Annotated in this window: 24 protein-coding genes; 21 read left to right on the top strand and 3 right to left on the bottom strand. The window is 72.6% G+C overall.

Annotated elements, in window-relative coordinates:
- Positions 1-106: 106 nt before the first annotated feature.
- The 6 genes from LCH29_RS05165 (at position 107) to LCH29_RS05190 (ending at position 4,666) form a co-directional block, all read left to right on the top strand.
- Positions 107-727, top strand: coding sequence for a TetR/AcrR family transcriptional regulator (locus tag LCH29_RS05165; RefSeq protein WP_446460482.1), 621 nt, complete (start codon positions 107-109; stop codon positions 725-727).
- A gap of 274 nt (positions 728-1,001) precedes the next feature.
- Positions 1,002-1,370, top strand: coding sequence for a nuclear transport factor 2 family protein (locus LCH29_RS05170; protein ID WP_446460483.1), 369 nt, complete (start codon positions 1,002-1,004; stop codon positions 1,368-1,370).
- Complete coding sequence (locus LCH29_RS05175) at positions 1,367-1,744, top strand: hypothetical protein (RefSeq protein ID WP_446460484.1); 378 nt, start codon at positions 1,367-1,369, stop codon at positions 1,742-1,744. The genes LCH29_RS05170 and LCH29_RS05175 overlap by 4 nt, the downstream gene beginning before the upstream one ends.
- A gap of 41 nt (positions 1,745-1,785) precedes the next feature.
- Positions 1,786-2,106 (top strand): EthD family reductase, encoded by a 321-nt coding sequence (locus LCH29_RS05180; RefSeq protein WP_446460485.1) that lies wholly within the window; start codon positions 1,786-1,788, stop codon positions 2,104-2,106.
- 11 nt (positions 2,107-2,117) lie between these two features.
- The gene (locus tag LCH29_RS05185; RefSeq protein WP_446460486.1) at positions 2,118-3,629 is read left to right on the top strand and encodes a class I adenylate-forming enzyme family protein; all 1,512 of its coding nucleotides are present in this window, start codon (positions 2,118-2,120) and stop codon (positions 3,627-3,629) included.
- A complete protein-coding gene (locus LCH29_RS05190; protein ID WP_446460487.1) occupies positions 3,626-4,666 on the top strand; it encodes an MBL fold metallo-hydrolase in 1,041 nt (346 codons plus the stop codon). Before LCH29_RS05185 ends, LCH29_RS05190 begins: the two co-directional genes overlap by 4 nt.
- Before the next feature lie 18 nt (positions 4,667-4,684).
- Here LCH29_RS05190 and LCH29_RS05195 read toward each other — a convergent pair whose 3' ends face one another.
- Positions 4,685-6,199 (bottom strand): serine/threonine-protein kinase, encoded by a 1,515-nt coding sequence (locus LCH29_RS05195; RefSeq protein WP_446460488.1) that lies wholly within the window; start codon positions 6,197-6,199, stop codon positions 4,685-4,687.
- A gap of 356 nt (positions 6,200-6,555) precedes the next feature.
- Between LCH29_RS05195 and LCH29_RS05200 the strand changes: the two genes are divergently transcribed.
- Positions 6,556-7,086, top strand: a complete 531-nt coding sequence (locus tag LCH29_RS05200) for a hypothetical protein (RefSeq protein WP_446460489.1) — start codon at positions 6,556-6,558, stop codon at positions 7,084-7,086.
- Between the two features lie 19 nt (positions 7,087-7,105).
- On the opposite strand, the gene LCH29_RS05205 is transcribed toward LCH29_RS05200, so the two are convergent.
- Together LCH29_RS05205 and LCH29_RS05210 are read right to left on the bottom strand one after the other, a co-directional pair.
- The gene (locus LCH29_RS05205; RefSeq protein WP_446460490.1) at positions 7,106-7,810 is read right to left on the bottom strand and encodes an AfsR/SARP family transcriptional regulator; all 705 of its coding nucleotides are present in this window, start codon (positions 7,808-7,810) and stop codon (positions 7,106-7,108) included.
- 279 nt (positions 7,811-8,089) lie between these two features.
- A complete protein-coding gene (locus tag LCH29_RS05210) occupies positions 8,090-8,293 on the bottom strand; it encodes a hypothetical protein (RefSeq protein ID WP_123108568.1) in 204 nt (67 codons plus the stop codon).
- Between the two features lie 184 nt (positions 8,294-8,477).
- On the opposite strand from LCH29_RS05210, the gene LCH29_RS05215 reads away from it, so the two are divergent.
- Genes LCH29_RS05215 through LCH29_RS05280 form a run of 14 tightly spaced genes read left to right on the top strand, consistent with a single transcriptional unit; the run spans position 8,478 to position 23,667 of the window.
- Positions 8,478-9,056, top strand: a complete 579-nt coding sequence (locus LCH29_RS05215; protein WP_446460491.1) for a DUF4255 domain-containing protein — start codon at positions 8,478-8,480, stop codon at positions 9,054-9,056.
- Complete coding sequence (locus tag LCH29_RS05220; protein WP_446460492.1) at positions 9,053-9,784, top strand: carboxypeptidase regulatory-like domain-containing protein; 732 nt, start codon at positions 9,053-9,055, stop codon at positions 9,782-9,784. Before LCH29_RS05215 ends, LCH29_RS05220 begins: the two co-directional genes overlap by 4 nt.
- A 10-nt stretch (positions 9,785-9,794) precedes the next feature.
- Entirely contained in the window at positions 9,795-12,059 is a 2,265-nt protein-coding gene (locus tag LCH29_RS05225; protein WP_446460493.1) for a phage tail sheath family protein, read from the top strand.
- Between the two features lie 31 nt (positions 12,060-12,090).
- Positions 12,091-12,546, top strand: coding sequence for a phage tail protein (locus tag LCH29_RS05230; RefSeq protein ID WP_009720918.1), 456 nt, complete (start codon positions 12,091-12,093; stop codon positions 12,544-12,546).
- Between the two features lies 1 nt (position 12,547).
- Positions 12,548-14,041: a phage tail sheath family protein gene (locus LCH29_RS05235; RefSeq protein WP_446460494.1), complete on the top strand. Its 1,494-nt coding sequence runs from the start codon at positions 12,548-12,550 to the stop codon at positions 14,039-14,041.
- Positions 14,038-14,556: a phage tail protein gene (locus tag LCH29_RS05240; RefSeq protein WP_446460495.1), complete on the top strand. Its 519-nt coding sequence runs from the start codon at positions 14,038-14,040 to the stop codon at positions 14,554-14,556. Before LCH29_RS05235 ends, LCH29_RS05240 begins: the two co-directional genes overlap by 4 nt.
- 5 nt (positions 14,557-14,561) lie before the next feature.
- Entirely contained in the window at positions 14,562-14,747 is a 186-nt protein-coding gene (locus LCH29_RS05245; protein WP_446460496.1) for a putative phage tail protein, read from the top strand.
- Positions 14,744-15,415, top strand: coding sequence for a CIS tube protein (locus LCH29_RS05250; protein ID WP_009720922.1), 672 nt, complete (start codon positions 14,744-14,746; stop codon positions 15,413-15,415). Before LCH29_RS05245 ends, LCH29_RS05250 begins: the two co-directional genes overlap by 4 nt.
- Positions 15,416-15,425: 10 nt before the next feature.
- Positions 15,426-16,607, top strand: coding sequence for a phage late control D family protein (locus LCH29_RS05255; RefSeq protein WP_446460497.1), 1,182 nt, complete (start codon positions 15,426-15,428; stop codon positions 16,605-16,607).
- A 2-nt stretch (positions 16,608-16,609) separates the two neighbouring features.
- Positions 16,610-17,305 (top strand): phage baseplate assembly protein V, encoded by a 696-nt coding sequence (locus LCH29_RS05260; RefSeq protein ID WP_446460498.1) that lies wholly within the window; start codon positions 16,610-16,612, stop codon positions 17,303-17,305.
- On the top strand, positions 17,302-17,715 hold the full coding sequence (locus LCH29_RS05265; RefSeq protein WP_009720925.1) for a GPW/gp25 family protein: 414 nt from the start codon (positions 17,302-17,304) through the stop codon (positions 17,713-17,715). The genes LCH29_RS05260 and LCH29_RS05265 overlap by 4 nt, the downstream gene beginning before the upstream one ends.
- Positions 17,712-19,658, top strand: coding sequence for a putative baseplate assembly protein (locus tag LCH29_RS05270; protein WP_446460499.1), 1,947 nt, complete (start codon positions 17,712-17,714; stop codon positions 19,656-19,658). Before LCH29_RS05265 ends, LCH29_RS05270 begins: the two co-directional genes overlap by 4 nt.
- Positions 19,655-21,712 carry a putative baseplate assembly protein gene (locus LCH29_RS05275; RefSeq protein WP_446460500.1) on the top strand — a complete coding sequence of 686 codons (2,058 nt, stop codon included), beginning with the start codon at positions 19,655-19,657 and terminating at the stop codon, positions 21,710-21,712. The genes LCH29_RS05270 and LCH29_RS05275 overlap by 4 nt, the downstream gene beginning before the upstream one ends.
- Positions 21,709-23,667 carry a phage tail protein I gene (locus tag LCH29_RS05280; RefSeq protein WP_446460501.1) on the top strand — a complete coding sequence of 653 codons (1,959 nt, stop codon included), beginning with the start codon at positions 21,709-21,711 and terminating at the stop codon, positions 23,665-23,667. Before LCH29_RS05275 ends, LCH29_RS05280 begins: the two co-directional genes overlap by 4 nt.
- Positions 23,668-23,676: the final 9 nt, after the last annotated feature.

Here is a 23,676-nt window from a genome sequence, read left to right on the forward strand (position 1 = left end):
GCCGGCCCCGGTCGGTCCGGGTCGGGCCGAGTCGATTGGCAACTGAGTTCAGCTTGGGGCTACTCTCGGGTACCGACGAGATGGACGGCGGCCAGGAGACGGGGTCATGGCGACAAGGGTTGAACCGGAAGCGGGACCGAGGTCCAAGCGCGCCGCCATTCTGGCGGCCGCCGTCGACTGCTTCGGAGAGACGGGCTTCGAGGCCACCAAGTGGTCCACCGTGGCGGAGCGGGTCGGCATCGGGCAGACGGCGCTCTACCACTACTTCGAGTCCAAGACCCACTGTCTGCTCACCATCATGCGGCTGGAGCTCCAGCGCTCCCACGACAAGTTCACGGAGACGACCGCGGACATCACCGACCCGGTCGAGGCCCTCCGGGCGGCCGTGCGCGCGGCGTACGACGTCTCCGACCACGAGGTTCTCCAGATGCGGATCCTGCACAACCACATGGATCTGCTCTCCGGCCCGCGCAAGTCCAAGCGGGAGGAGGCCGAGCGCGTCGAGGCCCGTCAGCTGGTCCAGCTCGTCGAGCGGGACTGGACGAACCTGCTGGTCCGGGGCATGTCCCAGGGCGCGTTCCCGCTGCGGGACGCCCAGCTGCTGGGCGCGGGCGTGCTCGGCCTGATCGTCAGCGTGTGGCGCTGGTACCGGCCGTCGGGGCCCACGCCGCTGTCGGAGATCAGCGAGCTGATCGAGGGCGCCTGCGTACGGATGGTCGCCACGTGACGCGCTGAGCGCCCCTGTTCCCCCCTGCCCCCGGTGGATCTCCGCCGGGGGCTTTGCCGTGCCCGCGCCGAAGCCGAGCCGAAGGCGCAGGATGGTCTCGTACGGACTCTTGTCAGCCGTATTTCGTCGGGATTACCATGCAAACTGAATTGAACTTGACTCAAGTTGATCTGGGGCGGCGGCGACGCAGCCCCTTCCCGGCCGCCCCGGCTCTCCCGCCCGGCGACCATCCACCAGACCTGAATGAGCGGCCGCGGACCGAAAGGGCCCCCTCATGGTGTTGCGCGCGTATTTCTCCGGTATGGACAGCCGCCGGCCGGAACAGACACTCGAACTGCTGGAACCCGACTTCCGGTTCCTCATCGCCCTGCCGGGCAAAGAGGTCACCGGCACCTCCAGGGATGACTTCGCCGCGTACATCGCGGGCCGCAACCCCGTGGACCGGACACACGAGATCCTGCGCCACAGCCGGGACGGCGACCTGGAGACCGTATACGGAGTGGTGACCGAGGGTGGGGAGTACACCGGCTCCTTCCACTCGGCCGCGGTGGTCTCGCCCGGCGGACTCATCGCCCGTTACCAGGCCTTCTTCACCGTTTCCTTCCAGCTGATCGACTGGGCCGGGAACAGGAGCCGGGTATGACGGGCACCCCGGCGGCGGCCCCCTTCCTCACCGCGTGGTTCGAGATCCTCGACGGGGACGAACCGTCCCGTATCCTCGACCTGATCAGCGACGACTTCGCCCTCTCCATCCTGTTCTCCACCGGCGGCGGCGACGCCACCGACTTCGCCGGGGGCCGCGCCGCCCTCGTCGGCTACCTCGAACAGCGCGAGAAGGGCACCCGCACCCACCACCGGCTGGCGGCGACCACGGTCGGCCGGGACGAATTCTTCCTCGGCGAGGTACGGCGTGCGGGCGTCCCCGAGGCGAGCTTCGTCGCCGCCGGGCGGGTGAACGACGACGGGCGGCTCCAGCGCCTGCTGATCGGGCGCTCGTCCGAGATCCGCTTCACCTGAGCCCGACCCCTGACCGCCCACCTGACCTGCGAAGGACCGTCATGTACAACCTCGTCCTGCTGGCTGCCCGGCCCCCGGAATGGACACACGAGCAGTTCATCACGTGGTGGCGCGGCGACCACGCGAAACTGACCTGCCGCCTCCCCGGACTGCGCAGCTGGCGGCACACCGAGATCGACGCCGCCCTGGAGCCGCGCTCCGAAGGCTGGGACGGCCTCTCCGTCCTCGGCTTCGACTCCCCCGAGGACCTGAAGAAGGCCCTCGCGAGCCCCGAATGGGCCGACGCCGTCGCCCAGGTGGGCGACATGAAGGGCCGCCGCATCGCGGTCATGGGAACCGAGGCGGAGCTGTTCGCCGCCTGAGGAAGGACGAGATGCGACAGGTAGTGCGGGAGTTCCAACAGCGGGCCGCCGAGTCCGACTTCGTCGCCGTCATCGACGACACGGGCAGCCATACGGCCCGGCAGCTCCTCGACGAGGCCGAGCGGCTGGCCGCGGCGCTGTCCGCGGGCACGGCCGACGGAGCCGTCGGCACCGTCATGATCCAGGCGGACAACTCATGGCGCACGGTCGCCGCCACCCTCGCCGCGGGCCTCAGCGGCGGGGACGGCGGGGTCATCGCGCTGGTCAACCGGCACACCACACGGGCCGAATTCGCCGCCGCCTGGGAGGACATCCGCCCGGACGCCGTCGTCGCCGAACCCTCGGCGATGGACGAGTGGGCGGTGTCGACACGGCTGCCGGGCCCGGAGCGGACCGCGCTCGACGGCTGGACGTGCCGGTCCACACCGAGCCCACGCGAGGTGTCCCGCTGGTCGGGCGGCGTCCTGATCGGCCTGACCTCCGGATCGACCGGGCGGCCCAAGGGCGTCGTCCAGTCCGAACAGGCCCTGCGCTACGCGGCCGAGACCACCATCACCGTCAACGGGCTGTCGCCGGGCGACGCCGTCGCCGCGATCGTCCCGCTGTCGTCGACGGCCGCGTACTGCTTCGGCGTCTATCTCTCCCTGCTGCTGCGCGGGCCGCTCGTCATGACGGGCAAGTGGGACCGGGCCCTCGCGCCGCGGCGCATGGCCGAGGCCGGGGTCCGCTGGACCATGTGCGTACCGACCATGGTGTTGCAGATGGGCGACGCGGCGGCCGGGTCCGGCATCCTCCGGGGCGTCCGGTCGATCACCGTCGGCGGCGGGCCCATGGACCGCGCAGCCCTGGCCCGGGCCGAACAGTCCCTGGGGACCAAGATCCTGCGGGTCTTCGGCATGTCCGAGTGCCTCGGCCACACGTCGCCGAGCCCCGACGACCCCGAGGAGATCCGGCTCGGCAGGGACGGCCGCCCCTTCCCGGGCACGGACGTGCGCGCGCTCACGCCCGACGGCCACGTGGCGGGCCCCGGAGTGACCGGCCGGGCGCAGGTGCGCGGCCCGTCCCTCTTCCTCGGATACGCCGGTGACGGAAGGGCCGTTCCCCCGGCGCTGACGGAGGACGGCTATCTGCCCACCGGCGATCTGCTGGTCACCCATGAGGACGGCACCCTCACCATCATGGGGCGCGAGAAGGACATCATCATCCGGGGCGGCCGCAACATCGACATCACGGAGATCGAGCGCGCGGTCGCGGCCCACCCGCGCGTGGCCCGGGCGTGTGTGGCGCCGGTCCCCGACGATGTCCTCGGCGAACGCGTGGCGCTGCTCGTCGTCACCACGGACGGCGGCCGCATCGACCTGGCCGAGGTGACCGGCTACTTGGAGAGCATCGGACTGTCCAAGACCAAGTGGCCCGAATACGTGTACGGTACCGACGAGTTGCCCCAGACGAAGGTTGGCAAGCTCGACCGGGGCGGGGCCCGGGACCTGGCCGTCAGCCTGCACCAACGAGGAGACACATGACAACGCGGTTCGACCAGGGCCCCTGGGCGGCGGCCGGAGTCCAGACCGTACAGCCCGGGGTGCACCGCGTGCCCCTGCCCCTGCCCAACGACGGCCTGCACGCGGTGAACGTCTACCTCCTGGAGGACCTGGACGACGACGGTGGCATCGTCATGATCGACGGCGGCTGGGCGATCCCCGAGGCGCGCAAGACGCTCGAGGAGGCCCTCGCCGCCATCGACCGCGACCCCGGCGACATCAGCCACATCCTGGTCACCCATATCCACCGCGACCACTACACCCACGCCGTGGAGCTGCGCCGCCTGCTGGGCTCGCGCGTCTACCTCGGTGCGGGCGAGCGGCCCGGACTGGAGATGCTCGACCGGCTGCGCAGCGACCAGCCCGTCGGCTCACTGCGCACCCTGCGCGCCGCGGGAGCCGGGGAACTCGCCGACCACATCGAGGCGATGGACCACGGCGGCTACGACCCGAGCGTCTGGGAGGCCCCCGACCGGTGGCTCGGCGCGGAAACCCTCAGCTTCGGCGACCGCGCGCTGCGGGTCGTCCCCACCCCCGGACACACCAAGGGCCATGTGGTGTTCCTGGACGAACAGCGCGGACTGCTGTTCTCCGGGGACCACGTCCTGCCGCACATCACCCCGTCCATCGGCTTCGAACTGGCCGAGCCGGGCGGCCGTCCGCTCGCCGACTACCTGGATTCGCTGCGGCTGATGACCCGGTACGCCGACGCCCGCCTGCTGCCCGCGCACGGGCCGGTCACCGACAGCGCCCACACCCGGGTCGGCGAACTGCTCACCCACCACGACGACCGGCTGGCGGCAAGCCTGGCCGCGCTGGGCGAGGACACGCTCGACGCCCACGCGGTGGCGCGGGGACTCGCCTGGACGCGCCGGTCCGTGCCGTTCGGGAACCTGAGCGCCTTCAACCAGATGCTCGCGGTCAACGAGACCGCCGCCCACTTGGACGTCCTCGTGCTCCGCGGGCAGGTGACGGTGGCGTTCGCCGACGGCGTGAACCAGTACACCCGCGTGTGGTGATGAGCCCGCGTCGGCTCGTCAGTGGATGCGCAGGCCTTCCTTCACCTTGTCGAAGACGGGACGGTAGGTGTCCCATCTCTCGTCGGGCGCGGAGAGGTACACGTCGTACTCCTTGCCACCCTCCCGCCCGAAGCCGAGGTCGATGGCGCGGAACGTGCGTACCTTGCCGTCGAACGTGCACTCCCAGATCGCCGCGGGCTGCCCCCGGAAGGTGGTGCGGTCCAGGCGCAGTCGCCGGTACACGTCGTAGTTCTTCTTCGTGTTCGCCTCGATGTCCCGGAAGTGCGCCACGGGCGACGGCCCGGCGGGGTTCACCGTGCCGATCGTGATCTCGACCAGGCGGGAAGGATCGATGTACTTGACTCCGTCGCTCGTGCGGTCGCTCAGCTTCCACCCGTTCGGTACGGGGAAGGAGACGCCGAGCCTCTTCTCCTCGACCAAGTGGTAGCCGCGGGGCACGGGCGGGGGAGCGGAGGCAGAGGGCTTCGCCTCGTTGCCGCTCCGCTGCCCGCCGCCGTCCGGCCACATGGAGGTGGCACCGGCCACGGCCAGCGTCGTGAGCGCCAGCGCGGCGGCGCTCCACACCACGCGGTGCCGCTTACGGGGGCCGCCGCCGGTTCGCCCGGGCGTGGCCACGGTCCCGGACGGTGGTGGGGCGGCGGTCGTGTCCGGGGCGTCCTGCCGCGGGGCCCGGGCCCGGGTCGGCTCCTCCGCCACCACGGACTTCAGCTCCCGCTCCGCCTCCTCCGCCGACGGACGCTCGTCGGGTTCCTTGGCCAGCAGCGCCTCGATCAGCGGTGCCAGCGGCCCGGCGTGGCGCAGCGGCGGCAGCGGGTCGACGGCGTTGGCGTAGGCCGTCTCGATCGCCGTGTCCCGCCGGAACGGGGGCTGTCCTTCCACTGCTTGGTAGAGGGCCGCGCCCAGCGCCCAGAGGTCCGAGAAGGGGCCGGGCTTGCGGCCCCTGACCCGCTCGGGGGCCATGTACTCGATGGAGCCGATCATCTCGCCGGTCCGGGTCAGCGTCGACGTTCCGCTGGTCACGGCGATGCCGAAGTCGGTGAGGACGATCCGGCCGTCGGCGCCGAGCAGCACGTTGCCGGGCTTGACGTCACGGTGCAGCACTCCGGCCGCGTGCGCGGCCCGGAGCGCGGCGACCATGCCCAGCCCGATCCGCGCCGCCTCCTGCGGCGGGACGGTACCGCGCTCCTTGAGCTGCGCGCCGAGGGTGGTGGACGGCACGTACTCCATGACGATGCACGGCAGCCCCTCGTCGTCGTCCACGACGTCATGGACGACGACCACGTTCGGATGCGTGATGCGGGCGGCGCTCCGCGCCTCGCGACGGGTGCGCTCGTACAGCGTGGAGAGTTCGTCGTCGGAGAGATGGTGCGGAGCGTGTATCCGCTTGAGCGCCACCTGGCGGCCCAGCACATCGTCCTCGGCCCGCCACACCGTGCCCATGCCGCCGCTGCCGATCCGCTCGGTCAGCCGGTACCGATGTGCGACCAGCGCCCCCTTGTCCGCCACCAGCATCCCTCTTCGTTCTGACCTGCCGTGCTCGATGTGCCTCGACACGATAACCGGCGCGAGCGCGCACGCCTCCATGGCCCTCCCGCGTGCCGGGTACTGTCCCGCGCATGGCCGGGTGAGCCGGTGCTACGGCCGCCGGGCTCGGACGGCAGAGGGCTCACGAAGCGCGTCAATACCTCGCGCACCACCCACCATCCGGAACCATGTGCCGGTTAATTGCGACCTGTCGGGTGGGGGGCGAGGTGGGGCAGGCTGGCCCCGCCGGGCCTTTCGAGGACTGGCCGGGTACGCAAGAAGGAGCGTGGGAACGTGAGACGGCAAGCCGCCGAGGACGTGCTCAGAATCGGCACCGCCGACGGATGCGGCCGCTGATGGCGGGCGAGCGGTCCGGGTTATGGGCCCGGCTGCTGGGCGCGTTATCCGGGCACGAGCCCGGACGCCCCACGGAAGAGGGGGAGGTCTGGGCGTACTTCCCGCCCGGCGCCCCGGCCGGATGCCGGCAACTGCGGGTGTGCCAGGTGCCGGACGGGGAGGACTTCGCCCGGCTCACCTGGCAGGTGTGCGGCGTGTGCCGGAGGGGCCTGGTCCGCAAGATCCGGGTCGCCGAACGATGGCAGCGCCGGGGCTACGGCAGCCGCATGATGATGCGGGCCTTGCGCGACTGCGAGACGTACACCTGGACGACCACCAAGCAGTCGGAGTTCGGCGAGAGCTTCTTCGCGGCGCTCGCGGCCGCCACCGGCATCGACTTCAGCCCGGATTCCCGGGCCTGCGACCACATGCGGGCCGCGCGCGGTGCCGCCCACGGGGAGTCCAGGAGGGAGCTCCCGCAGCCGTACGACAGCCCCGGTGAGCCGCGTTGGTCCCACCGGGACGGGCTGGGCTGCTGAGCGGCGGGGCGGGCAGAGCTCACCGCCCGCCCGCGCCCTCGACCAGTACATCGCTCGCCGGGCGGCGGACCATGACGCGCCGCGGCTTCTGGGGCGCCTTCTGGGGTGCCGCCCCCTCGGGCGCGGGCGGGTGCGGGGGATGGGACGGCACCAGGCTCCGCAGCGCCTGGGAGGGTTCGAGCCCCAGCTCGTCGAGCAGCACCCGGCGGCACTGCTCGAACTGCCGTAGGGCCGCGCCCCTGTTGCCGGCGGCGAGATGTGCGGTGATCAGTACGCGATGGGCGCTCTCCCGGAGGGGTTCCGCGCGCACGGCGGCCAGCCCGGAGGCGACGGCCTCGCCGTGGCGGCCCGCCGCCGTCAGCCGCTCGGTCATCGCCTCCAGGGCGTACAGCCGGAGTTCGTGGTACTGCTCCTGCTCGACCAGCACCCACTCGTTCTCCGACCACTCGGGTAACAGGTCGGAGGAGAGGTCCGCGCGCGTCTGGGCGGTGAGGATGTCGTCGCAGGGGTGCGCCATGTCCAGCAGCTGGTGCGCCCGCGTGGCCGCCGCGTGGATGTCCACGTCGATGTGTTTGGCGATCGCCAGTTCCTGCGTGGACGCGTCGATGACCTGATGTCCCGTTCGGGTCGCGCGCCACAAGGACGATCTGAGGTTGGCGTTGGCGCGGGACGCCGTAACGTCGGGCCACAGCATTCCGGCCACGTACGTGCGCGTTCGCGGCATGTCCTGGAGGGCGAGGAACGCGAGGAGGCGCTGGGCGCTGGAAGAAAGGGGAACGCGCTTATGATCGACCGATAACGCGAAGCTTTTGAGCAGCCTCAACGTAATGACGTGGCCTTCTGCGCTCATCGGCCCCCCGGGCGATATTGGCTTCAGTGAATGATCCCATAGCGGTAATCGGGATGTTCCCCAGCCATGTTACGAGCAATTCATGATCGTGCGCCCTGCCCTTCGGGTACAGAACGGTAAACGCCCCGGCATCACCGGGACGTCGCGGAAACGTCACCTGTCCGGCGTCGGTTCGAGCAGCTGATCGAGCCAGGCACGCACGGCCTCGAGTACGTCGTCGACCGCGCTCACCGCGGTCGGAGGCGCCTGGTGCCGCCCGCCCGTCAGCACAATGCGCGCCCGGAAACCGTCCGGCCTCCCCTCTTCCACCCACACTCGGAGGATCAGGACGCCGGCCTGCTCTGAGTGGATTTCCATGGAAGGAAAATATGCCTTATCCGTGTCACCCCGGCGTTGTCGGCGCGTGACCGCCGACGTCATCGCCGTGGGGCGGAAACGGGCTGGTGACGCTCGTGTGATGGGTGAATCGCGATTGCGCCACGCCGGGCCCTGCATGCTCATCGAGGCACGCTTTCGGGCGCGGAGCACGGGGAGGATTCGCATGGGTGACTTCGGCGTCATCGCCGACGTCTCGACGGTCATCGTGGAGACCTTGACCCAGTCCTTGCGCGGGCTCAGCCAGGTGGAACCGCCGATCGCGGAACTCAATGACCTCTCCGAGACGGTGCAGACACCGCCGCCGAAACTCACCGTGTTCCTTTACGAGATCGCCGAGGACCCGACGTCGCGCAACCGGCCACCGGTGCGCTCCCAGCCGCCCGACCCGCCGGTCACCCGCAAGCCGCCGATGGCCCTGCTGCTGCGCTATCTGGTCACCCCCTGGGGCGGCGACCAGGAGACCCAGCACCGGATGCTCGGCCGGGCGATGCAGACGTTCTACGACGACGCGATCCTCGACGGCACCCAGCTGTCCGGCAGCCTGGCGGCGAGCACCGACTCGCTGCACCTCAGCCTGACCCCGCTCACCCTGGACCAGAAGTCCTGGGTCTGGTACGCGATCCAGAAGCCGTACCGGCTGTCGCTGAACTACGAGGTACGCGTCGTCAACCTGGACTCCGCCGTCGACCTGGCGGTCCGGCCCGTGCAGAGCCGGACCATCAGCGGGGCGGCGACGCCATGAGCCGTTTCCGACCGCTGGAGCGCTCGACGCTCCACAGCCCCGCCTGGTTCATCCCGTTCGACGACTACGCCCGGCGGGTGCGCGCCGCAGGGGTGACGGTCCAGCTGGACCGATTCGATGACGACGACGGCGTCTGGCTGCCGCTGGACGACGTGGCGGTGCGCACCCCCGGCGGCGCCTTCGCCTATCCGGGTCTTGGCCGGTGCGGGGAGCCGTGGGCGGCCCCGCCGCGGCGCCACCGGGCCCGCTTCGCGGCCGCCGGCTACCAGCCGCTGTACCCGGCCGACGACCAGCCGTTCTCGTCCGGTCTGGTGGGCGTCGAATTCCTGGTGCACCCGTACGACGACGCCCACCCGCCCGCGGTCGCGGCCGAACCGCGGCTGGTGCGGCTGCTGCCTGCCGTCTCCTTCCCGTATCCGCCGGGGGCGCGCACGGTGCACGGCGCCGTGGTCGACGCGGCCACCGCCCAGCCGATCGCGGGCGCCCTGGTGGAGGCCCAGGGGCACACCAGCCGGGACCTGACGCCATGGCACGAGCGCACCCTGTCCGACGCCACGGGCGCCTTCCGGCTCGCCCTGCGGTGGGAGGGCGAGAAGGCCGGTGAGCACGCCGTCGAGGAGACCTTCCGCCTGCGCGCCACCGAGCGGCCGGGCAGGACCGGATCGCTGGTCGTGCGGCTGCCGCAGGACATCGAGCGCCGGCACGTCATAGAGATCCGCGAGAGTTAAGGAGCCGTCCATGGCGGAGTATCTGAGCCCCGGGGTCTACATCGAGGAGGTCGATGCGGGACCACGGCCGATCGCGGGGGTGAGCACCAGCACGGCCGGAATGGCCGGGGTCACCGTACGCGGTCCGTACACCGGCAAGCCCAAGCTGGTCACCAACTTCCTGGAGTTCCAGAACACGTTCGGCGGGTTCGTCCCCGAGCCGGACGCCCTGATCCGGGACACCTGGGCGGGCGACCCCGCCGAAGGCGGCCGCTGGTGGCTGTTCCCGCTGGCGGTCAAGGGGTTCTTCGACAACGGCGGCCAGCGCCTGTACGTCAAGCGCGTCGCCAGCAAGCAGGCCACCCCGGCCTCGGGCGTCCTGGGCCACGGCCTGGTGAGCCCGGTCGCCGGTGACGCCGCCAAGGGAGCGACCCGCCTGGAGCTCGGCCACCTGATCGGGTTCACCGGCGTGGGGCAGCAGATCGAGATCTTCCGCGGCGACGACCAGCAGTCGATCCACATCGCCGGGGTCGCGGCCTACGACGCCACCGCCCACCGGATCGAACTCGACGCCGAGCTGCCCGCGGAGGTCAGGACGGCCCGCGGCGACTATGTGCAGATCGGGACGCGCAGCACGGAGGAGACCCTGGAGTTCACCGCCGTCAGCCCCGGCGGGTGGGGCAGCGGCGTCCAGGTGCGGATCCAGCCCATGTCCGGGGCCACGCTGCCGGTGCTGCCGGATCCGCAGGAGGGCACGCTGTTCATCACGCAGCTGGCCGCGGACGCCGCCGCGGACAGCGAGACGATCGAGGTGGCGGCGAGGACCGGACTCGACCCCGACGACCTGCCCGCCGACGTCTGGGTGCAGATCGGCACCGGCCGGTTCAAGGTCCAGCTCGGTCAGCCCGCCGACGGAAAGGTGACGCTGACCCTGCCGTCCGGCACCTCGCATGAGGCGTGGCGCAAGGGGCTGCTGGTGCGCCGCGTGCGCCGGGGCAACACCTCGGCCGGGCCGACGCTGCGGGTCGGCGGGGCGAGCAGGCTGTACCAGGGCGCCGTCGTCCAGCTCGACGACGGCACCAACCTGACCATCCGCACCGTCCAGTCGGTCGCCGCGGACGTCGTCACCCTCGACGGCAACGTGCCCGGCACGCTGTTCGAAACCGACCGGCTGCACCTGGTCGAGGCGCAGGTCGACGCGCGGTTCACCGACCCGTCCGGGACCGTGGTGTCGGAGACGTACCGCAATCTGCGGCTCACCGGCGACGCGCCGTCGAACCTGGCCACCACCCTGGCGGCCCGCTCGCAGCTGGTGCGCGCGACCGCGCTGTCCGGGCTGTCCACCGACCCGGCGAAGTTCCCCGTGCCCGCGGTCGGCTCCTGGCTGACCCTGGCGGACGGCGACGACGCCTACGGAAGCCTGAGCGTGGCCGACTTCGTCGGCGAGGACGGCGGCAGCGGCAAGCGCACCGGGATCGCCGCGCTGGAGGACATCGACGAGGTGGCCGTCTGCGCGGTGCCCGGGGTGTGGTCGGGGACGGTCGAATCGGCCCTGGTCACCCACTGCGAGCTGCTCCGGGACCGGTTCGCGATCCTCGATCCGCAGGACGGCCTGGACACCGAGGGCATCCAGGCGTTCCGCGAGCCGTTCGACACCAAGTACGCGGCGCTCTACCACCCGTGGCTGGTCACCCGCGACCCGTCGACGGGCCGCGACACCGAGGTGCCGCCGTCGGGCCACATGGCCGGGATCTACGCCCGCACGGACGTCGAGCGCGGGGTGCACAAGGCACCGGCGAACGCCGTCATCCGGGGCATCCGGCTCACCGACGGCATCGCCCAGGACGTCACCAAGCGCCATCAGGACCTGCTCAACCCCAAGGGCATCAACGCCCTGCGGTTCTTCCCCGGAATGGGCCACCGGGTGTGGGGTGCGCGCACGCTCTCCTCGGACAGCTCGTGGAAGTACGTCAGCGTCCGGCGGCTCTTCCTCTACCTGGAGGAGTCCATCGACGAGGGCACCCAGTGGGTGGTGTTCGAACCGAACGACGAGGCGCTGTGGGCCCTGGTCCGGCAGACCGTCACCAACTTCCTCACCACCGTGTGGCGCAGCGGCGCGCTCGCCGGAACCACCGCCGACGAGGCGTTCTTCGTCGCCTGCGACCGCACCACGATGACCGAGGACGACCTCGCCAACGGCAGGCTCATCTGCGTCATCGGCGTCGCGCCGGTCTTCCCGGCGGAGTTCGTGATCTTCCGGATCCAGCAGAAGACCCGCGAGAACCAGCTCGCCTGAGCGCCCGACCGAGGACCGAGGAGAGGCCATCATGCCGCCCGTCACCAGGGACGATCCCTACGCGTCATATAACTTCCAGATCATCGTGACCAACGTCAGCGACGACGGGGTCGCGGTGAGCGGGTCCTTCACCGAGGTGAGCGGGCTGGAGCTGGAAGTCCCGCCGATCGAGTACCGCACCGGGAGCGAGGACATCACCGTCCGCAAGATCCCCGGACTGAAGAAGTTCACCAACCTCACCTTCAAGCGCGGCATCACCGGCCACGTCGGCTTCTGGAACTGGGTGGTCGAGGCGCTCAACGGCAAGGTGCGGCGCACCTCCGGGTCGATCGTGCTGCTGGACGAGAACCGCCAGGAGGCGATGCGCTGGAACTTCGACCGCGGCTGGCCGACCAAGTACACCGGCCCGACGCTCAGCGCCACCAAGAACGAGATCGCCATGGAGACCCTCGTCCTGGCGGTCGAGAAGCTGGAGATCGACGCCTGACATGGCCGGCGAAGCGCTTCCCGGCGTATCCCTGACGTCCGCGACCCGTGACCCCGGCACGGAGCCGCTGCGCACGGACGTGGCGGCCTTCCTGGGCCGGCTCCGCCGGGGCCCGGTCGGCACTCCGCTGCGCGTGGAGAGCTGGAACGACGTCGTGGCCGCCTTCGGACCGCCGGACGGCGCCTTCGCCACCCCGTACGCCCTGCGCGGCTTCTTCGAGAACGGCGGCCGCACCGCCTGGGTGCTCCGCGTGTCCGGGCCGGCCACCACGGCCCGGACCCGGTGGGCGGCCGGTCCCCTGAGCGGATTGGCCGCCACGGGCTACCAGGTGGTCGCCACCAGCCCCGGCGCCTGGGCCAACGGCGTGCGCGTCGCCGTCCGCTACCAGGCCAGCACGGTCGCCGGACCGCCCACCGTGGGCGTCCGGGTCATGCCGCCCGACGAGCCGCCCGAGACCTTCCCCGGGATGCCGCTCACCGACGTGGCCGACCGGCTGACCGCGTCCCGCTACATCCGGCTGGTCCCGGACGGGCCACCACCACCGCCACAACAGAACGGCCCGATCACGATGTCCTGGGACCTCACCCTCGCCGGCGGCGCCGACGCGGCGCCCACCCGCGACGCGTACGCGGACGCCGTGACCGTACAGTCCGAACTGCCGGAACCGGCGCTGGTGGCGCTGCCGGACCTCGGCACCGACCTGTCCGACACCACCCACACCGACGTGGTGCTCGAACTGCTCCGCGGCATCGAGCCGTTGCACGACCGGCTCGCCGTCCTGGACGTACCGCCCCGGCTGTCCTCCGTGGACGAGGCGGCCGCCTGGGCGCAGTCCCTGGCGGCCACCGGCGACAGCGGGCTGCTCGGCTGCGCCGCCGTCTACCACCCGCCGCTGAGCGTCCCCGACGGGCACGACCTGCGGACCGTCCCGGCGTCCGGGCACGTCCTGGGCGTCATCGCCCGCCTCGACGGCGAGCGCGGCGCCCACCACACGCCCGCCAACGCCGTGATCCTGGAGGCGGTCGACCTCGCCGCCGAGTACCCCGAACCGCAGCAGCTCCGGCTGTTCGACGCGGGTCTCGACCTGATCCGGTGCACCCGCGGGCGGGGGCTGATGGTGTGGGGCGGGCGCACCCTGTCCACCGACCCGCGCACCCGCTACATCGCCCACCGCAGGCTGGTGCACCTGCTGGTACGGGCCATCCGGCGGGCGGCCGGACCGCTGGTGTTCGACGTCAACTCGCCCGAACTGCGGCTGACCCTGGTGCGGGCGCTGACCTCCGTCCTCCTGTCGGCGTTCCGCGCCGGGGCGCTCGCCGGGGCGCGGCCCGAGCAGGCGTTCCGGGTGGTGTGCGACGACACCAACAACCCGCCCGAACAGGACCCGGGGCAGCTGGTCTGCGAGATCGAGGTCGCCCCGGCCGTCCCCATGGAGTTCATCCGGCTCCGTCTCGTACTCGGCCAGGACCGAGACCTGGAGGTAATCGAGGCATGACCCTGGATCCCCTGCCCAAATACCGCTTCCTGGTCACCCTCGACCCCGGCGACGCCTATCTGCCGCCCGCGCAGGCGCTGCTGCTGCCGCTGGCCGCGTCCGGCGCGTTCCAGGAGGTCACCGGGCTCGGCGCGCAGCTGGAGGTGACGAGCTACCCGGAGGGCGGCCGCAACGACTCGGTCCACCAGCTGCCGCTGCGCCACTCCTGGAACCGCATCACCCTCAAGCGCGGCGTGGTGCGCGACCCGGGGCTGTGGTCCTGGTACCAGGCCGGGCTCGCCGACTCCCTCGGCGCCCGCCGCGACGGCGCCGTCATCGTGCTCGGCCCGGACGGAGTGCCCGGCGCGGCCTGGGCCTTCCACGGCGGGCTCGCCGCCAAGTGGAGCGGCCCGGACCTGCACGCTGAGCAGAACGCGATCGCCGTCGAGTCGCTGGAGATCGCCCACGAGGGGCTGACGAAGGTCCTCCAGGACACCGCGGCGAACGCCCTGTCGCGCCTGGGCCAAGGGAGGTGACCGGCATGCCGAAGGTGACCATTCACCAGCTGGAGGTCAGGTTCCAGGTGGACGGCGACGACGGTGCCGTGTTCACCCGCCTGTTCAACAAGCACATCCAGGCCTGGGCGAAGCTGTACGAGGAGCAGTGCGCCCGCGCCGAGCACACCAGGGCCGAACGCCGCTTCGGCGACGGGGAGGCCCGGCAATGAGCGTCACTCCCGTGTCCTTCGCCCGCCAGGGCGCCGCCCGGGCCCGTCTGGAGATCGTCCGCCCGGTGATCGCCGACGAGCGGCAGCGGCGGATCCCGCTGCGGTTCAACCCCACCGACTACAAGCTGAGCAAGAGCAACACGTTCGCCGAGATCACCATCCCCGGCCTGGAGACCCCGCCCCTCCAGTACGTCCGCGGCGGCACCGAAACCCTGACCGTCCAGGCGCTGGTGGACACCTCCGACACCCTGGAGAACGTACGGACCGCCTACGTCAACGCGCTGCGCAACCTGCTGCGTCCCGACAGCCGCGAACACGCGCCACCGGTCGTCCGCTTCGTCTGGGACGAGGAGGTCTTCACCGGCGTCGTGGAGAAGCTCGACGTCAACTACCAGATGTTCCGGCCGGACGGGGTGCCGCTGCGGGCCATGCTGGACCTCTCGCTCAAGGAGTTCCGTACGGCCGCCGTACAGGTCGCCGAGACACCGCGCTCCTCGCCCACCGTGGAGAAGAGCTATGTGGTGCGCCGCGGCGACACGCTCAGCTCCATCTCCGCCGCGCTGTACCGGCGGCCCGACGCCTGGCGGGAGCTGGCGCGCGCCAACGGCATCAGCGATCCGCGCGACCTGCGGCCGGGCCGGGTGCTGACCGTGCCCCGGCTGCCGTGAGGAGGGCGCGATGAGCACCCCGGCACCCGAGGTCGCCTCGCCCGACCGGTACGCGCCCGAGTTCGACGTGCGCATCGAGGGCCTGGAGATGGACCCGTCCACCAAGAACGACATCATCGACATCAAGGTGAACCGGGACATCGACGAGATGTCCGGCTTCGATCTCACCCTGAACAACTGGGACGACGCGAACCTGCGGTTCAAGCACAGCGATTCGGCGAGCCTCCGGCTCGGCGGCCGGGTCTCGGTCCGGCTCGGCTACGCCGACAAGCTGCTCACCGTCGCCACCGGGACCATCTCCACGCTCAGCCCGAAGTTCACCGACGGAGCCTCGCCCACCGTCCAGGTCAGCGGCGTGGACGGGCTGCTGCGGCTCAAGGACCGCAAGCCCACCGAGAACGAGACCAAGATCTACCGCAATCTGCCCGACTGGCGCATCGCCGAGCAGATCGCCCAGCGCAACCACCTGCGCATCGAGGTCACCAGGGAAGGGCCCACCCACGACCTGGTGGTGCAGAAGAACCAGGACGACGCCACGTTCCTGATGGAGCGGGCCAAGCGGCTGGACTTCGACTGCTACATCCTGCCGGACGCGAAGACCGGCGAGGACACGCTGTACTTCATCAAGCCCACCGACGGCCGCGACGGCCGCCCGATCCGGGTGTACCGGCTGGCGTACGCACCAGGGCTGAGCACCGGCCCCACCGGACAGCCCACCGGGCTGATTCCCAACCTGATGGAGTTCACCCCGACGCTGACGGTGTCCCAGCAGGTCAGCAAGGTCACCGTGCGCGGCTGGGACCCCCGTACCAAGCAGGCCATCGCGTTCACCGCGACCGCCGAGAACCTCCCCGCCGGGCAGAACACGGCCGACGGGCAGAGCGGGCCGCAGGTCGCCGAGTCCACCCTCCAGGGCCGCCAGGAGGTCATGGTCGACGCGCCCGTCGGCAGCGACCAGGAGGCCCGCGAACTGGCGATCAGCCTGCTGCGCGAGCGGGCGTACGAGTTCATCACCGCCACCGGCAAGGTGGCGGGCCTGCCCGAGCTGCGGCCCGGCGACAACCTGGAGATCTACGGCCTCGGCCGCCGCTTCTCCGGCACGTACTTCGTCAAACGGGTCGAGCACACCCTCAACACCAGCGGTTTCTTCACCCAGTTCACCGCACGGCGGATCCATCAGGGGGATCAGTGACCATGAGGGGCACGCCACGCGCACGCTCCACCGACAAGCGCTACTACGGCGTCGTCGAAGCGCTCGTCGTGGAGAACGAGGGCGACGACGAGGGCCAGGTCAAGCTGAAGTTCCCCTGGTTCGACGACACCACCGTCACCGACTGGGTGCGGGTCAGCCAGCTGTACGCGGGCAACGGCTACGGATCGGTGTTCGTGCCCGAGAAGGGCGACGAGGTGCTCGTCGCCTTCGTCCACGGCGACATGCGCTACCCGATCGTCCTGGGCGGCCTCTACAACGGCGAGGACAAGCCGCCGACCGCCCGCACCGCCGGCCGCGACCAGAAGATCATCCGTACCCGGCACGGCCACGAAGTGCTCCTCGACGACACCGAGTCCAAGGCCGCCGTACGGATCACCTCCGCCGCCGGACACGTGGTGGAGCTGGACGACCAGGGCAAGACGATCAAGATCACCGCGGCCGAGGGCGGCAGTGTCACCGTGACCGCCCAGGGCGACATCACCCTCAAGGCGCCGAAGGTGACGCTCGATTCGCCGTCCATCGACCTCGGCGGGGGCGCCACCGAACCCCTCGTCCTCGGCAACGCGCTGCTCCAGGCGTTCAACACCCACACCCACCCCTCCGCCGCCGGGCCGACCGGCCCGCCGACCCCGCCGCTCACCCCCGCCGTGCTGGCGAAGAAGGCGAGGACGGCATGAGCGAGGAGTTCCTGGGGACCGGCTGGCGGTTCCCGATCCTGCCCGACGCGTCCGGGCGGCTCGGCTACGCCATCGGCGAGGAGAGCATCGAGCACTGTCTGCGGGCCCTGCTGCTCACCGGCACCGGTGAACGCGTCATGCGGCCCGAACTGGGCACCCGCGCCCACGAGTTGCTGTTCGCGCCGGGCAGTGTGCAGAACCTGCGCGACCTGGAGCAGTCGATCGCCGCCGCCGTCCGCGACCACGAGCCGCGGGTGGAACTGGAGGAGGTCCGCGCCGAGGCCGATCCGGCCGACGAGTCGCGGATCACCGTCTCGGTGGTCTACCGCATCCGGCGCAGCAACACCAAGGCCAACCTGGTGTTCCCGTTCTACACCGGACTCACGGGCCTCACCGGGGGGACGCCATGACGCTGCCCGCGCCGAAGCTGGACGACCTCACCTGGGCCGACATGATGGCGGCCGTCCGCCGCCGCATCCCCGCCGAGTCGGACGGCACCTGGACGCTGCACGCGCCCGTCGACCCCGGCGTCACCCTCCTCGAACTCTTCGCCTACCTCCTCGAACAGCGGCTGTACTGGCTCGACCAGGTACCCGACGCGCTCGTGGTCGCCATCCTGCGCCTCCTCGACATCGAACCGCCGCGCCCCGCCCGGCCCGCCGCCACCGTGCTGCACCTCGCCGCCCGGCAGGAGGACACCGCGGTCCCCGTCGTCCCCACCGGGACGGCGCTGACCCGGGACCCCACGGGCCGCATCGTGTTCACCCTCGACCACGACGTGGCCGCCTTCCCGCTCGCCGAGGGCGGCGAGGTCACCGTGTGGACCGACCGCGACCGCACGGCCGACCTGCGCGTCCGCCGCGGCATCGCCCTGCTCGCGAGCGACGGCGCCCCGGCCGAGGCACGGTTCACCCTCCCGCTCACCGGAGAACACCCCGCGCCCGGCCCGATCAGCCTGCTGATCGAGCTGGACGCGCCCGCCGCGTGCGTACCGTCGTGGCTGCCCGGGGCGGTCGACGGCGTACCGCCGCCCGCCGAGCTGACCTGGTCCTGGTTCCGGCCGGGCACCGACATCTCCGGCACGTTTGAGAAGGTCGAGGACGGCACGGCCGGGCTCCGGCGCTCCGGTGTCGTCAGAGTGCATCCCCCGGCCGACTGGACCACCCAGGACACCGGGATCCTCGTATCGACCCCGGCCGCCACCTACGCGGCCCCGCCCCGCCTCCTCCAGCTCGCCGTCAACGTGTCCGCCGCACACCACCGCACGTACCGCACCGCGGACGGCAGCGACCTCCAGGAGCAGATCCGCGCCTGGCTCAGGCTGCCCGGACAGCATCTCGTCCTGCCGGACGCCGCCGACCGCCTCCTGGAGGCCACGCTGCGCCTGGGGGACAAGGAGTGGCAGCCGGTGCCGGACTTCACCTTCGGCGCACCGCCCGACCGCATCTTCGTGCTCGACCGGGCCGAGGGCGCGCTGGTGTTCGGCGACGGACTCACCGGGCGCGTTCCCCGCCCCGACCCGGACGTGCAGGTCGCCTACGTCATCGGCGGCGGCCGGGACGGCAACGGCGGCATGACCGGCAACTGGCTCCCGGCCGCCGACATCCCGGCGGCGGAAGCGGTCTCCGCCGCCAACCTCGTACGGGCCGAAGGCGGCGCCGACCCGGAGACGGTCACCGAAGCGCGCCGCCGCGCCGCCGCCTCCCTGGGCGAGGTGACCCGCGCGGTCACCGCCGACGACTTCGTCACCCTGGCCCGCACCACCCCCGGCGTCGCCGTCGCCCGCGCCTACCCGGCCCTCGGCGAGCACCCCGGCTTCCCGTGCACCACCGTGCCCGGCGCGGTGACCGTCCACATCGTCCCGGCCGCACCCCGGGACGACCTCGACCGCGAGGACTTCGTCGCCGCTCCGCTCCCCGACCCGGGCATGCTGTGCGCGGTCGCCGCCCGCCTGGAACAGGCGCGGCTGCTCACCTCCGAGGTCTTCGTCCGCGGGCCCCGCTACCGCGATGTCGCCCTGCGCGTCGACCTGTCCGGAGACCCCGCCGACCGCACCCGCGTGGCCACCGCGGCCACCGCGGCGCTGCGCCGCTTCCTCGACCCTCTGGTCGGTGGCGACGACCAGGACGGCTGGCCCTTCGGACAACCACTGCGGCCCTCGGCCCTGCTGCGCGCAGCGCAGCGGGCGCTGGGGGACCTGACGGACATCGCCGCCGTCGCGATCGGCCTCGACGGGACCGACGCCGACGAAGCGTGCGACGAGGTGCCGCTCGCCGCCGGGGAGCTTCCCGTCCTGCGCACGGTCCGCACCCGGATCGTGCCCGCCGTCGAACCGGGGGAGGGGCTGGCATGACCGGCGACGTGTGGTGGGAGCGGGACGCCCGGGAGCAGGAGCGGACCGACGGGCGGACCGTGCCGGGCCCCGGCCCCAGCGGCGTATCGCCCGAACTCGTCGACGCCACCCGCGAGGCGGTCCGCGCCGCCGTACGCGGCCGCATCGCGGGCTACACCCCGGACTGGACCGACCCCGACCGCCAGGACGCCGGAGTCGCCCTCGTCCGCCTCTTCGGCACCCTCGCCGAACCCGTACTCGGCCGCGTCAACCGGCTCCCGGAGAAGGTGCTCGCCGAACACCTGGCGACGGCGGGCGTACGGCGCCGCCCGGCCGGAGCGGCGGCCGCGCTCCTCGAATTCACCGTCAACCCGCCCGACGGCTCCTCCGTGCTCGTGCCCGCCGGGTTCCAGAGCGCGGCCTCCACCCCGACCGGGCAGGTCGTCTACGAGACGGACCAGGACCTGTACGCCACACCGGCCACCCTCGGCGCCCTCGCCGTCCAGGAGGCCGGACGGCTGGAGACCCTGCCGCTCGGGCCGTCAGGACCCAGCCGTCCCTTCGCGCCCTTCGGCCGCGACCCGGAACCCGGCAACGGGCTGTGGATCGGGCTCGCCGGACCGGCCGGCCCCTACCCGCGGCTGTCGCTGGGCTTCGTGGTCGTCGCCGCGCCGCCCGCGCCCGCGGACTCCGGCGGCATGACGCCCCTGCCGCTGCCGCCCGCGCCGCTGCTGCGCTGGGACGTGCTGGACGGCACCCGGCTCGTCCCCGCCGAGGTGATGCGGGACTCCACCGCCGGGCTCAGCGCGGGCGGCACCGTCGAGTTGCGGGTGCCGCGCTCATGGCAGCCGGGCAGCCCGCCCGGCACCCGCCCCCGGCCCCTGCTGCGCTGGCTGCGGCTGCGCATCGCGCACGGCGCGTTCCCCGGCCCGGCGCCGGTCCTGTCCGGGCTGCGGCTCAACGTGGTCACCGCCACCGCCGCCCGCACCATCCGCGACGAGCCGCTCCAGCCCTTCAGGGACGGTACGGCGACCGGGCGGCGGCGCATGAAGCTCAGCCAGGTGCCCATCCTCGCCGGATCGGTGGTCATCGAGGTCGACGACGACGCGGGCGGCGACGTGTTCGGCACCACCGCCGGTACCGCCTCCCGCTGGCGCGAGGTGGAGAGCCTGGCCGGATACGGCGCCGACGACCGGGTGTTCACCGTGAACCACGACACCGGCGAAGTGACCTTCGGGGACGGCGTCAACGGCGCGGCCGTCCCGCCCGGCTTCCGCAACGTCCGCGCCGTGCGCTACCGCGTGGGCGGCGGCAGCGCAGGAGCCGTACGGGCCGGAGCCGTGAGCGGAGTGGTGACCGCGCTGCCGTTCGTCACCGGCGTGGCCAACCCCTTCCCGGCCTCCGGAGGAGCGGACGCCGAACCCGACGCCGACGCCATGCGCCGCGGCGTCGGCGAACTCCGGGCCCGCGGCCGGGCCGTGGCCCCGGCCGACTACGGGCAGCTCGCCGTCCGCGCGCCCGGCGCCTCCGTGGCCCGCGCCCGCGGCGTGCCCGGCCTCCACCCCGACTACGCCGGGGCGCCGATCCCCGGTGTCGTCGGCGTCCTCGTCGTACCCCCCGTACCGCCCGGCGACGACACCGCCGAACCGCCCGTGCCCACCGCCGCCACCCTGCGCGCCGTCGCCGACTACCTGTCGCGCGAAGCCGCCCCCGCCGGAGTCACCGTGGTCGCCGCCCCCGCCCCGTACGCCCGCGTCGGCGTGGAGTCCTGGGTCACCCTCGACCCGGACCTCGACCGGGCCGCGGTCCTCGCCCGGGCGGGCGACGCGGTGCGCACCTACCTGGACCCGCTGCGCGGCGGGGAGGACGGCGCGGGCTGGCCGTTCGGCGGCGCACTGCGGCACACCGCGCTGGTCCGGGCGCTCCTGGCGGTCGACGGGGTGCTGGCCGTCACCCGGCTCTCGCTCACCGTCGACGGCATGCGCCTGCCGCCCTGCACCGACCACGCCCTCCCGCCCCACACCCTCGTCTGGCCGGAGCGCCCGCTGCTGATCCCGGTAGGAGACCAGCCATGACGTGCACACCCCATCCCGCGACCTTCCGTCTCCTCGACACCTACGTCGGCTGGGACCAGCAGGAGACCCGGGCCATCGTCGGCTTCGACGACCTGTCCGGCCTCCGCCTCGCCTACGGCGGCACCGCGCCGGAAGGCCCCACCCGGGCACAGCTGCTGCCCTGGTTCCCCGACCCCCGCCTCGCACCGGGGTGCGGGCCGTGCGCCTGGTACCTGCTGATCCCCGGCGAGCGGCGGCTGCTGCGCCGCGACGCCTGCGGCGCCTTCACTCCCGTGTGGCCGCCCGGCTGCGACCCCGGCCTGCTGCGCGAGCCGGTCTCGGTCGCCGCGCGCGGACACCGGCTGACCGTGGTGGACTCCGGCCGCGTCCTGGTGTGGCACCGCGAGGGCGCACAGCTCGCCGGGGTGATCCGGGCGAAGCGCGCCCGCTGGGCCGCCCCGGCCCCCGGCGCCGAGATACTGGTGGCCTGTCAGGGCAGCACGGACCTGCGACGGTACGACCCGGCGGGCCGCTTCCGCGGCGTGCTCCGCACCGGCGCCCGCGGCGAGGTCATCGGCCTGCGCACCGGTCCGGAGCGGTCCGTGTGGCTGCTCACCGACGACGGCGGACGGCTCACGATCCACCGGGGCGGCCACCGCCGCCCCTTCCGCACCGCCACCGTGGACGAACTGGCCGCTGCCCTCCCGCCGTCCGCGCTCACCTCGGCCGACGACGACGGGTTCTGCCTGAGCGAGCGGGGCCCGGACGGCCCCGCCACCACCTGCCACACCTGGCAGGGCCTGCCCCGGGACCCCGCGCCGCCCGCCACCGACGCGTACGCCACCAGCGGGTCGTACGTCACCGCCCTGATCGACAGCGGCATCTCGCGGTGCCGCTGGCACCGCGTCCGCGTGGACGCCGATGTGCCCGACGGGACGGCCGTCGCCGTCCGGATCGTGGTGAGCGAGGACGGCCGGTACGACGACAGCGACTGGCAGGCGTCGGCCCCGGGAGCCACCGACTTCCTCGTGGACCAGCCGCCCGGCCGCTTCCTGCGGCTGCGGCTGGGGCTCTCCGGCGACGGCGCCGCCACTCCGGTCGTACGCCGGATCCGGCTGGACTTCCCCCGGGTCACCAGCGCCGACCTGCTGCCGCCCGCCTTCCGCGAGGACCCCGCGGCCGACGACTTCACCGAACGCTTCCTGTCGCTGTTCGACGCCACCCTCGCCCAGCTGGACCGGGTCATCGAGCGGTACCCGGCACTCCTGGACCCGGCCGGGGTCCCCGACCGGGTGCTGCCGTGGCTGGCCGGGCTGCTGGGCCTGTCGTTCGAGGCGGGCTGGGACGCCCGCACCCGGCGCGCGCTGCTGGCCGCCGCCCCGGAGCTGTACCGGCGCCGCGGCACACCATGGGCGCTGCGGGAGGCGGTACGCATCGTGTTCGGGGTGACCCCGGTCGTCGACGAGCTGGCCACGGACCGCCGCTGGGCCCATCTGCGCGACGCCGTCGACGGCTCCCGCGCGGGGCCCGGACAGGACCAAGGGCTGGGCGCCATACGGCTGTTCGGCCGGTCGGCGAGCCGGTTCCGGGTCGGTGGCTCGGCGCTGGGCGCGGCGCCGCTGCGCGCGTTCGGCACGCCCGACAGCGACCCGTTCACCGCGCACGCCCACCGGTTCCGGCTGGCCCTGCCCGCCGGGTCGGCGGACGGGACGGCGCTCGCGCGGCTGGTGGAGCGGCAGGCGCCCGCGCACACGGTGGGGTCGGTACGGACCGGTGGCGCGGGGTTCGTGGTCGGGGCGCGGTCCACGGTCGGCGTGGACACCGCGTTCGTACCGCTGCCCGCACCCGTGCTGGGCGGCGCGCACCCCGTGCGGCTGGGCCGCGACGGGGTGCTGAGACCGGGACCGAGAGGGTTGCGCCGAGGGGTGGGCGTGGGGGTCGTCTCCGCCGTCGGTGTGCATACGCAGGTGTCGTGAGAGGACGGG

The organism is Streptomyces sp. BRA346, assembly GCF_052851135.1.

Coding starts and splice junctions, on each gene's coding strand:
- LCH29_RS05230 (WP_009720918.1), top strand. CDS start 12,091: ATGCCGCCCGTCACCAGGGACGATCCCTACGCGTCATATAACTTCCAG.
- LCH29_RS05215 (WP_446460491.1), top strand. CDS start 8,478: ATGGGTGACTTCGGCGTCATCGCCGACGTCTCGACGGTCATCGTGGAG.
- LCH29_RS05275 (WP_446460500.1), top strand. CDS start 19,655: ATGACCGGCGACGTGTGGTGGGAGCGGGACGCCCGGGAGCAGGAGCGG.
- LCH29_RS05265 (WP_009720925.1), top strand. CDS start 17,302: ATGAGCGAGGAGTTCCTGGGGACCGGCTGGCGGTTCCCGATCCTGCCC.
- LCH29_RS05195 (WP_446460488.1), bottom strand. CDS start 6,199: ATGCTGGTGGCGGACAAGGGGGCGCTGGTCGCACATCGGTACCGGCTG.
- LCH29_RS05225 (WP_446460493.1), top strand. CDS start 9,795: ATGGCGGAGTATCTGAGCCCCGGGGTCTACATCGAGGAGGTCGATGCG.
- LCH29_RS05280 (WP_446460501.1), top strand. CDS start 21,709: ATGACGTGCACACCCCATCCCGCGACCTTCCGTCTCCTCGACACCTAC.
- LCH29_RS05205 (WP_446460490.1), bottom strand. CDS start 7,810: ATGCCGCGAACGCGCACGTACGTGGCCGGAATGCTGTGGCCCGACGTT.
- LCH29_RS05245 (WP_446460496.1), top strand. CDS start 14,562: ATGCCGAAGGTGACCATTCACCAGCTGGAGGTCAGGTTCCAGGTGGAC.
- LCH29_RS05250 (WP_009720922.1), top strand. CDS start 14,744: ATGAGCGTCACTCCCGTGTCCTTCGCCCGCCAGGGCGCCGCCCGGGCC.
- LCH29_RS05170 (WP_446460483.1), top strand. CDS start 1,002: ATGGTGTTGCGCGCGTATTTCTCCGGTATGGACAGCCGCCGGCCGGAA.
- LCH29_RS05210 (WP_123108568.1), bottom strand. CDS start 8,293: ATGGAAATCCACTCAGAGCAGGCCGGCGTCCTGATCCTCCGAGTGTGG.
- LCH29_RS05180 (WP_446460485.1), top strand. CDS start 1,786: ATGTACAACCTCGTCCTGCTGGCTGCCCGGCCCCCGGAATGGACACAC.
- LCH29_RS05200 (WP_446460489.1), top strand. CDS start 6,556: ATGCGGCCGCTGATGGCGGGCGAGCGGTCCGGGTTATGGGCCCGGCTG.
- LCH29_RS05165 (WP_446460482.1), top strand. CDS start 107: ATGGCGACAAGGGTTGAACCGGAAGCGGGACCGAGGTCCAAGCGCGCC.
- LCH29_RS05270 (WP_446460499.1), top strand. CDS start 17,712: ATGACGCTGCCCGCGCCGAAGCTGGACGACCTCACCTGGGCCGACATG.
- LCH29_RS05185 (WP_446460486.1), top strand. CDS start 2,118: ATGCGACAGGTAGTGCGGGAGTTCCAACAGCGGGCCGCCGAGTCCGAC.
- LCH29_RS05255 (WP_446460497.1), top strand. CDS start 15,426: ATGAGCACCCCGGCACCCGAGGTCGCCTCGCCCGACCGGTACGCGCCC.
- LCH29_RS05190 (WP_446460487.1), top strand. CDS start 3,626: ATGACAACGCGGTTCGACCAGGGCCCCTGGGCGGCGGCCGGAGTCCAG.
- LCH29_RS05235 (WP_446460494.1), top strand. CDS start 12,548: ATGGCCGGCGAAGCGCTTCCCGGCGTATCCCTGACGTCCGCGACCCGT.
- LCH29_RS05175 (WP_446460484.1), top strand. CDS start 1,367: ATGACGGGCACCCCGGCGGCGGCCCCCTTCCTCACCGCGTGGTTCGAG.
- LCH29_RS05260 (WP_446460498.1), top strand. CDS start 16,610: ATGAGGGGCACGCCACGCGCACGCTCCACCGACAAGCGCTACTACGGC.
- LCH29_RS05220 (WP_446460492.1), top strand. CDS start 9,053: ATGAGCCGTTTCCGACCGCTGGAGCGCTCGACGCTCCACAGCCCCGCC.
- LCH29_RS05240 (WP_446460495.1), top strand. CDS start 14,038: ATGACCCTGGATCCCCTGCCCAAATACCGCTTCCTGGTCACCCTCGAC.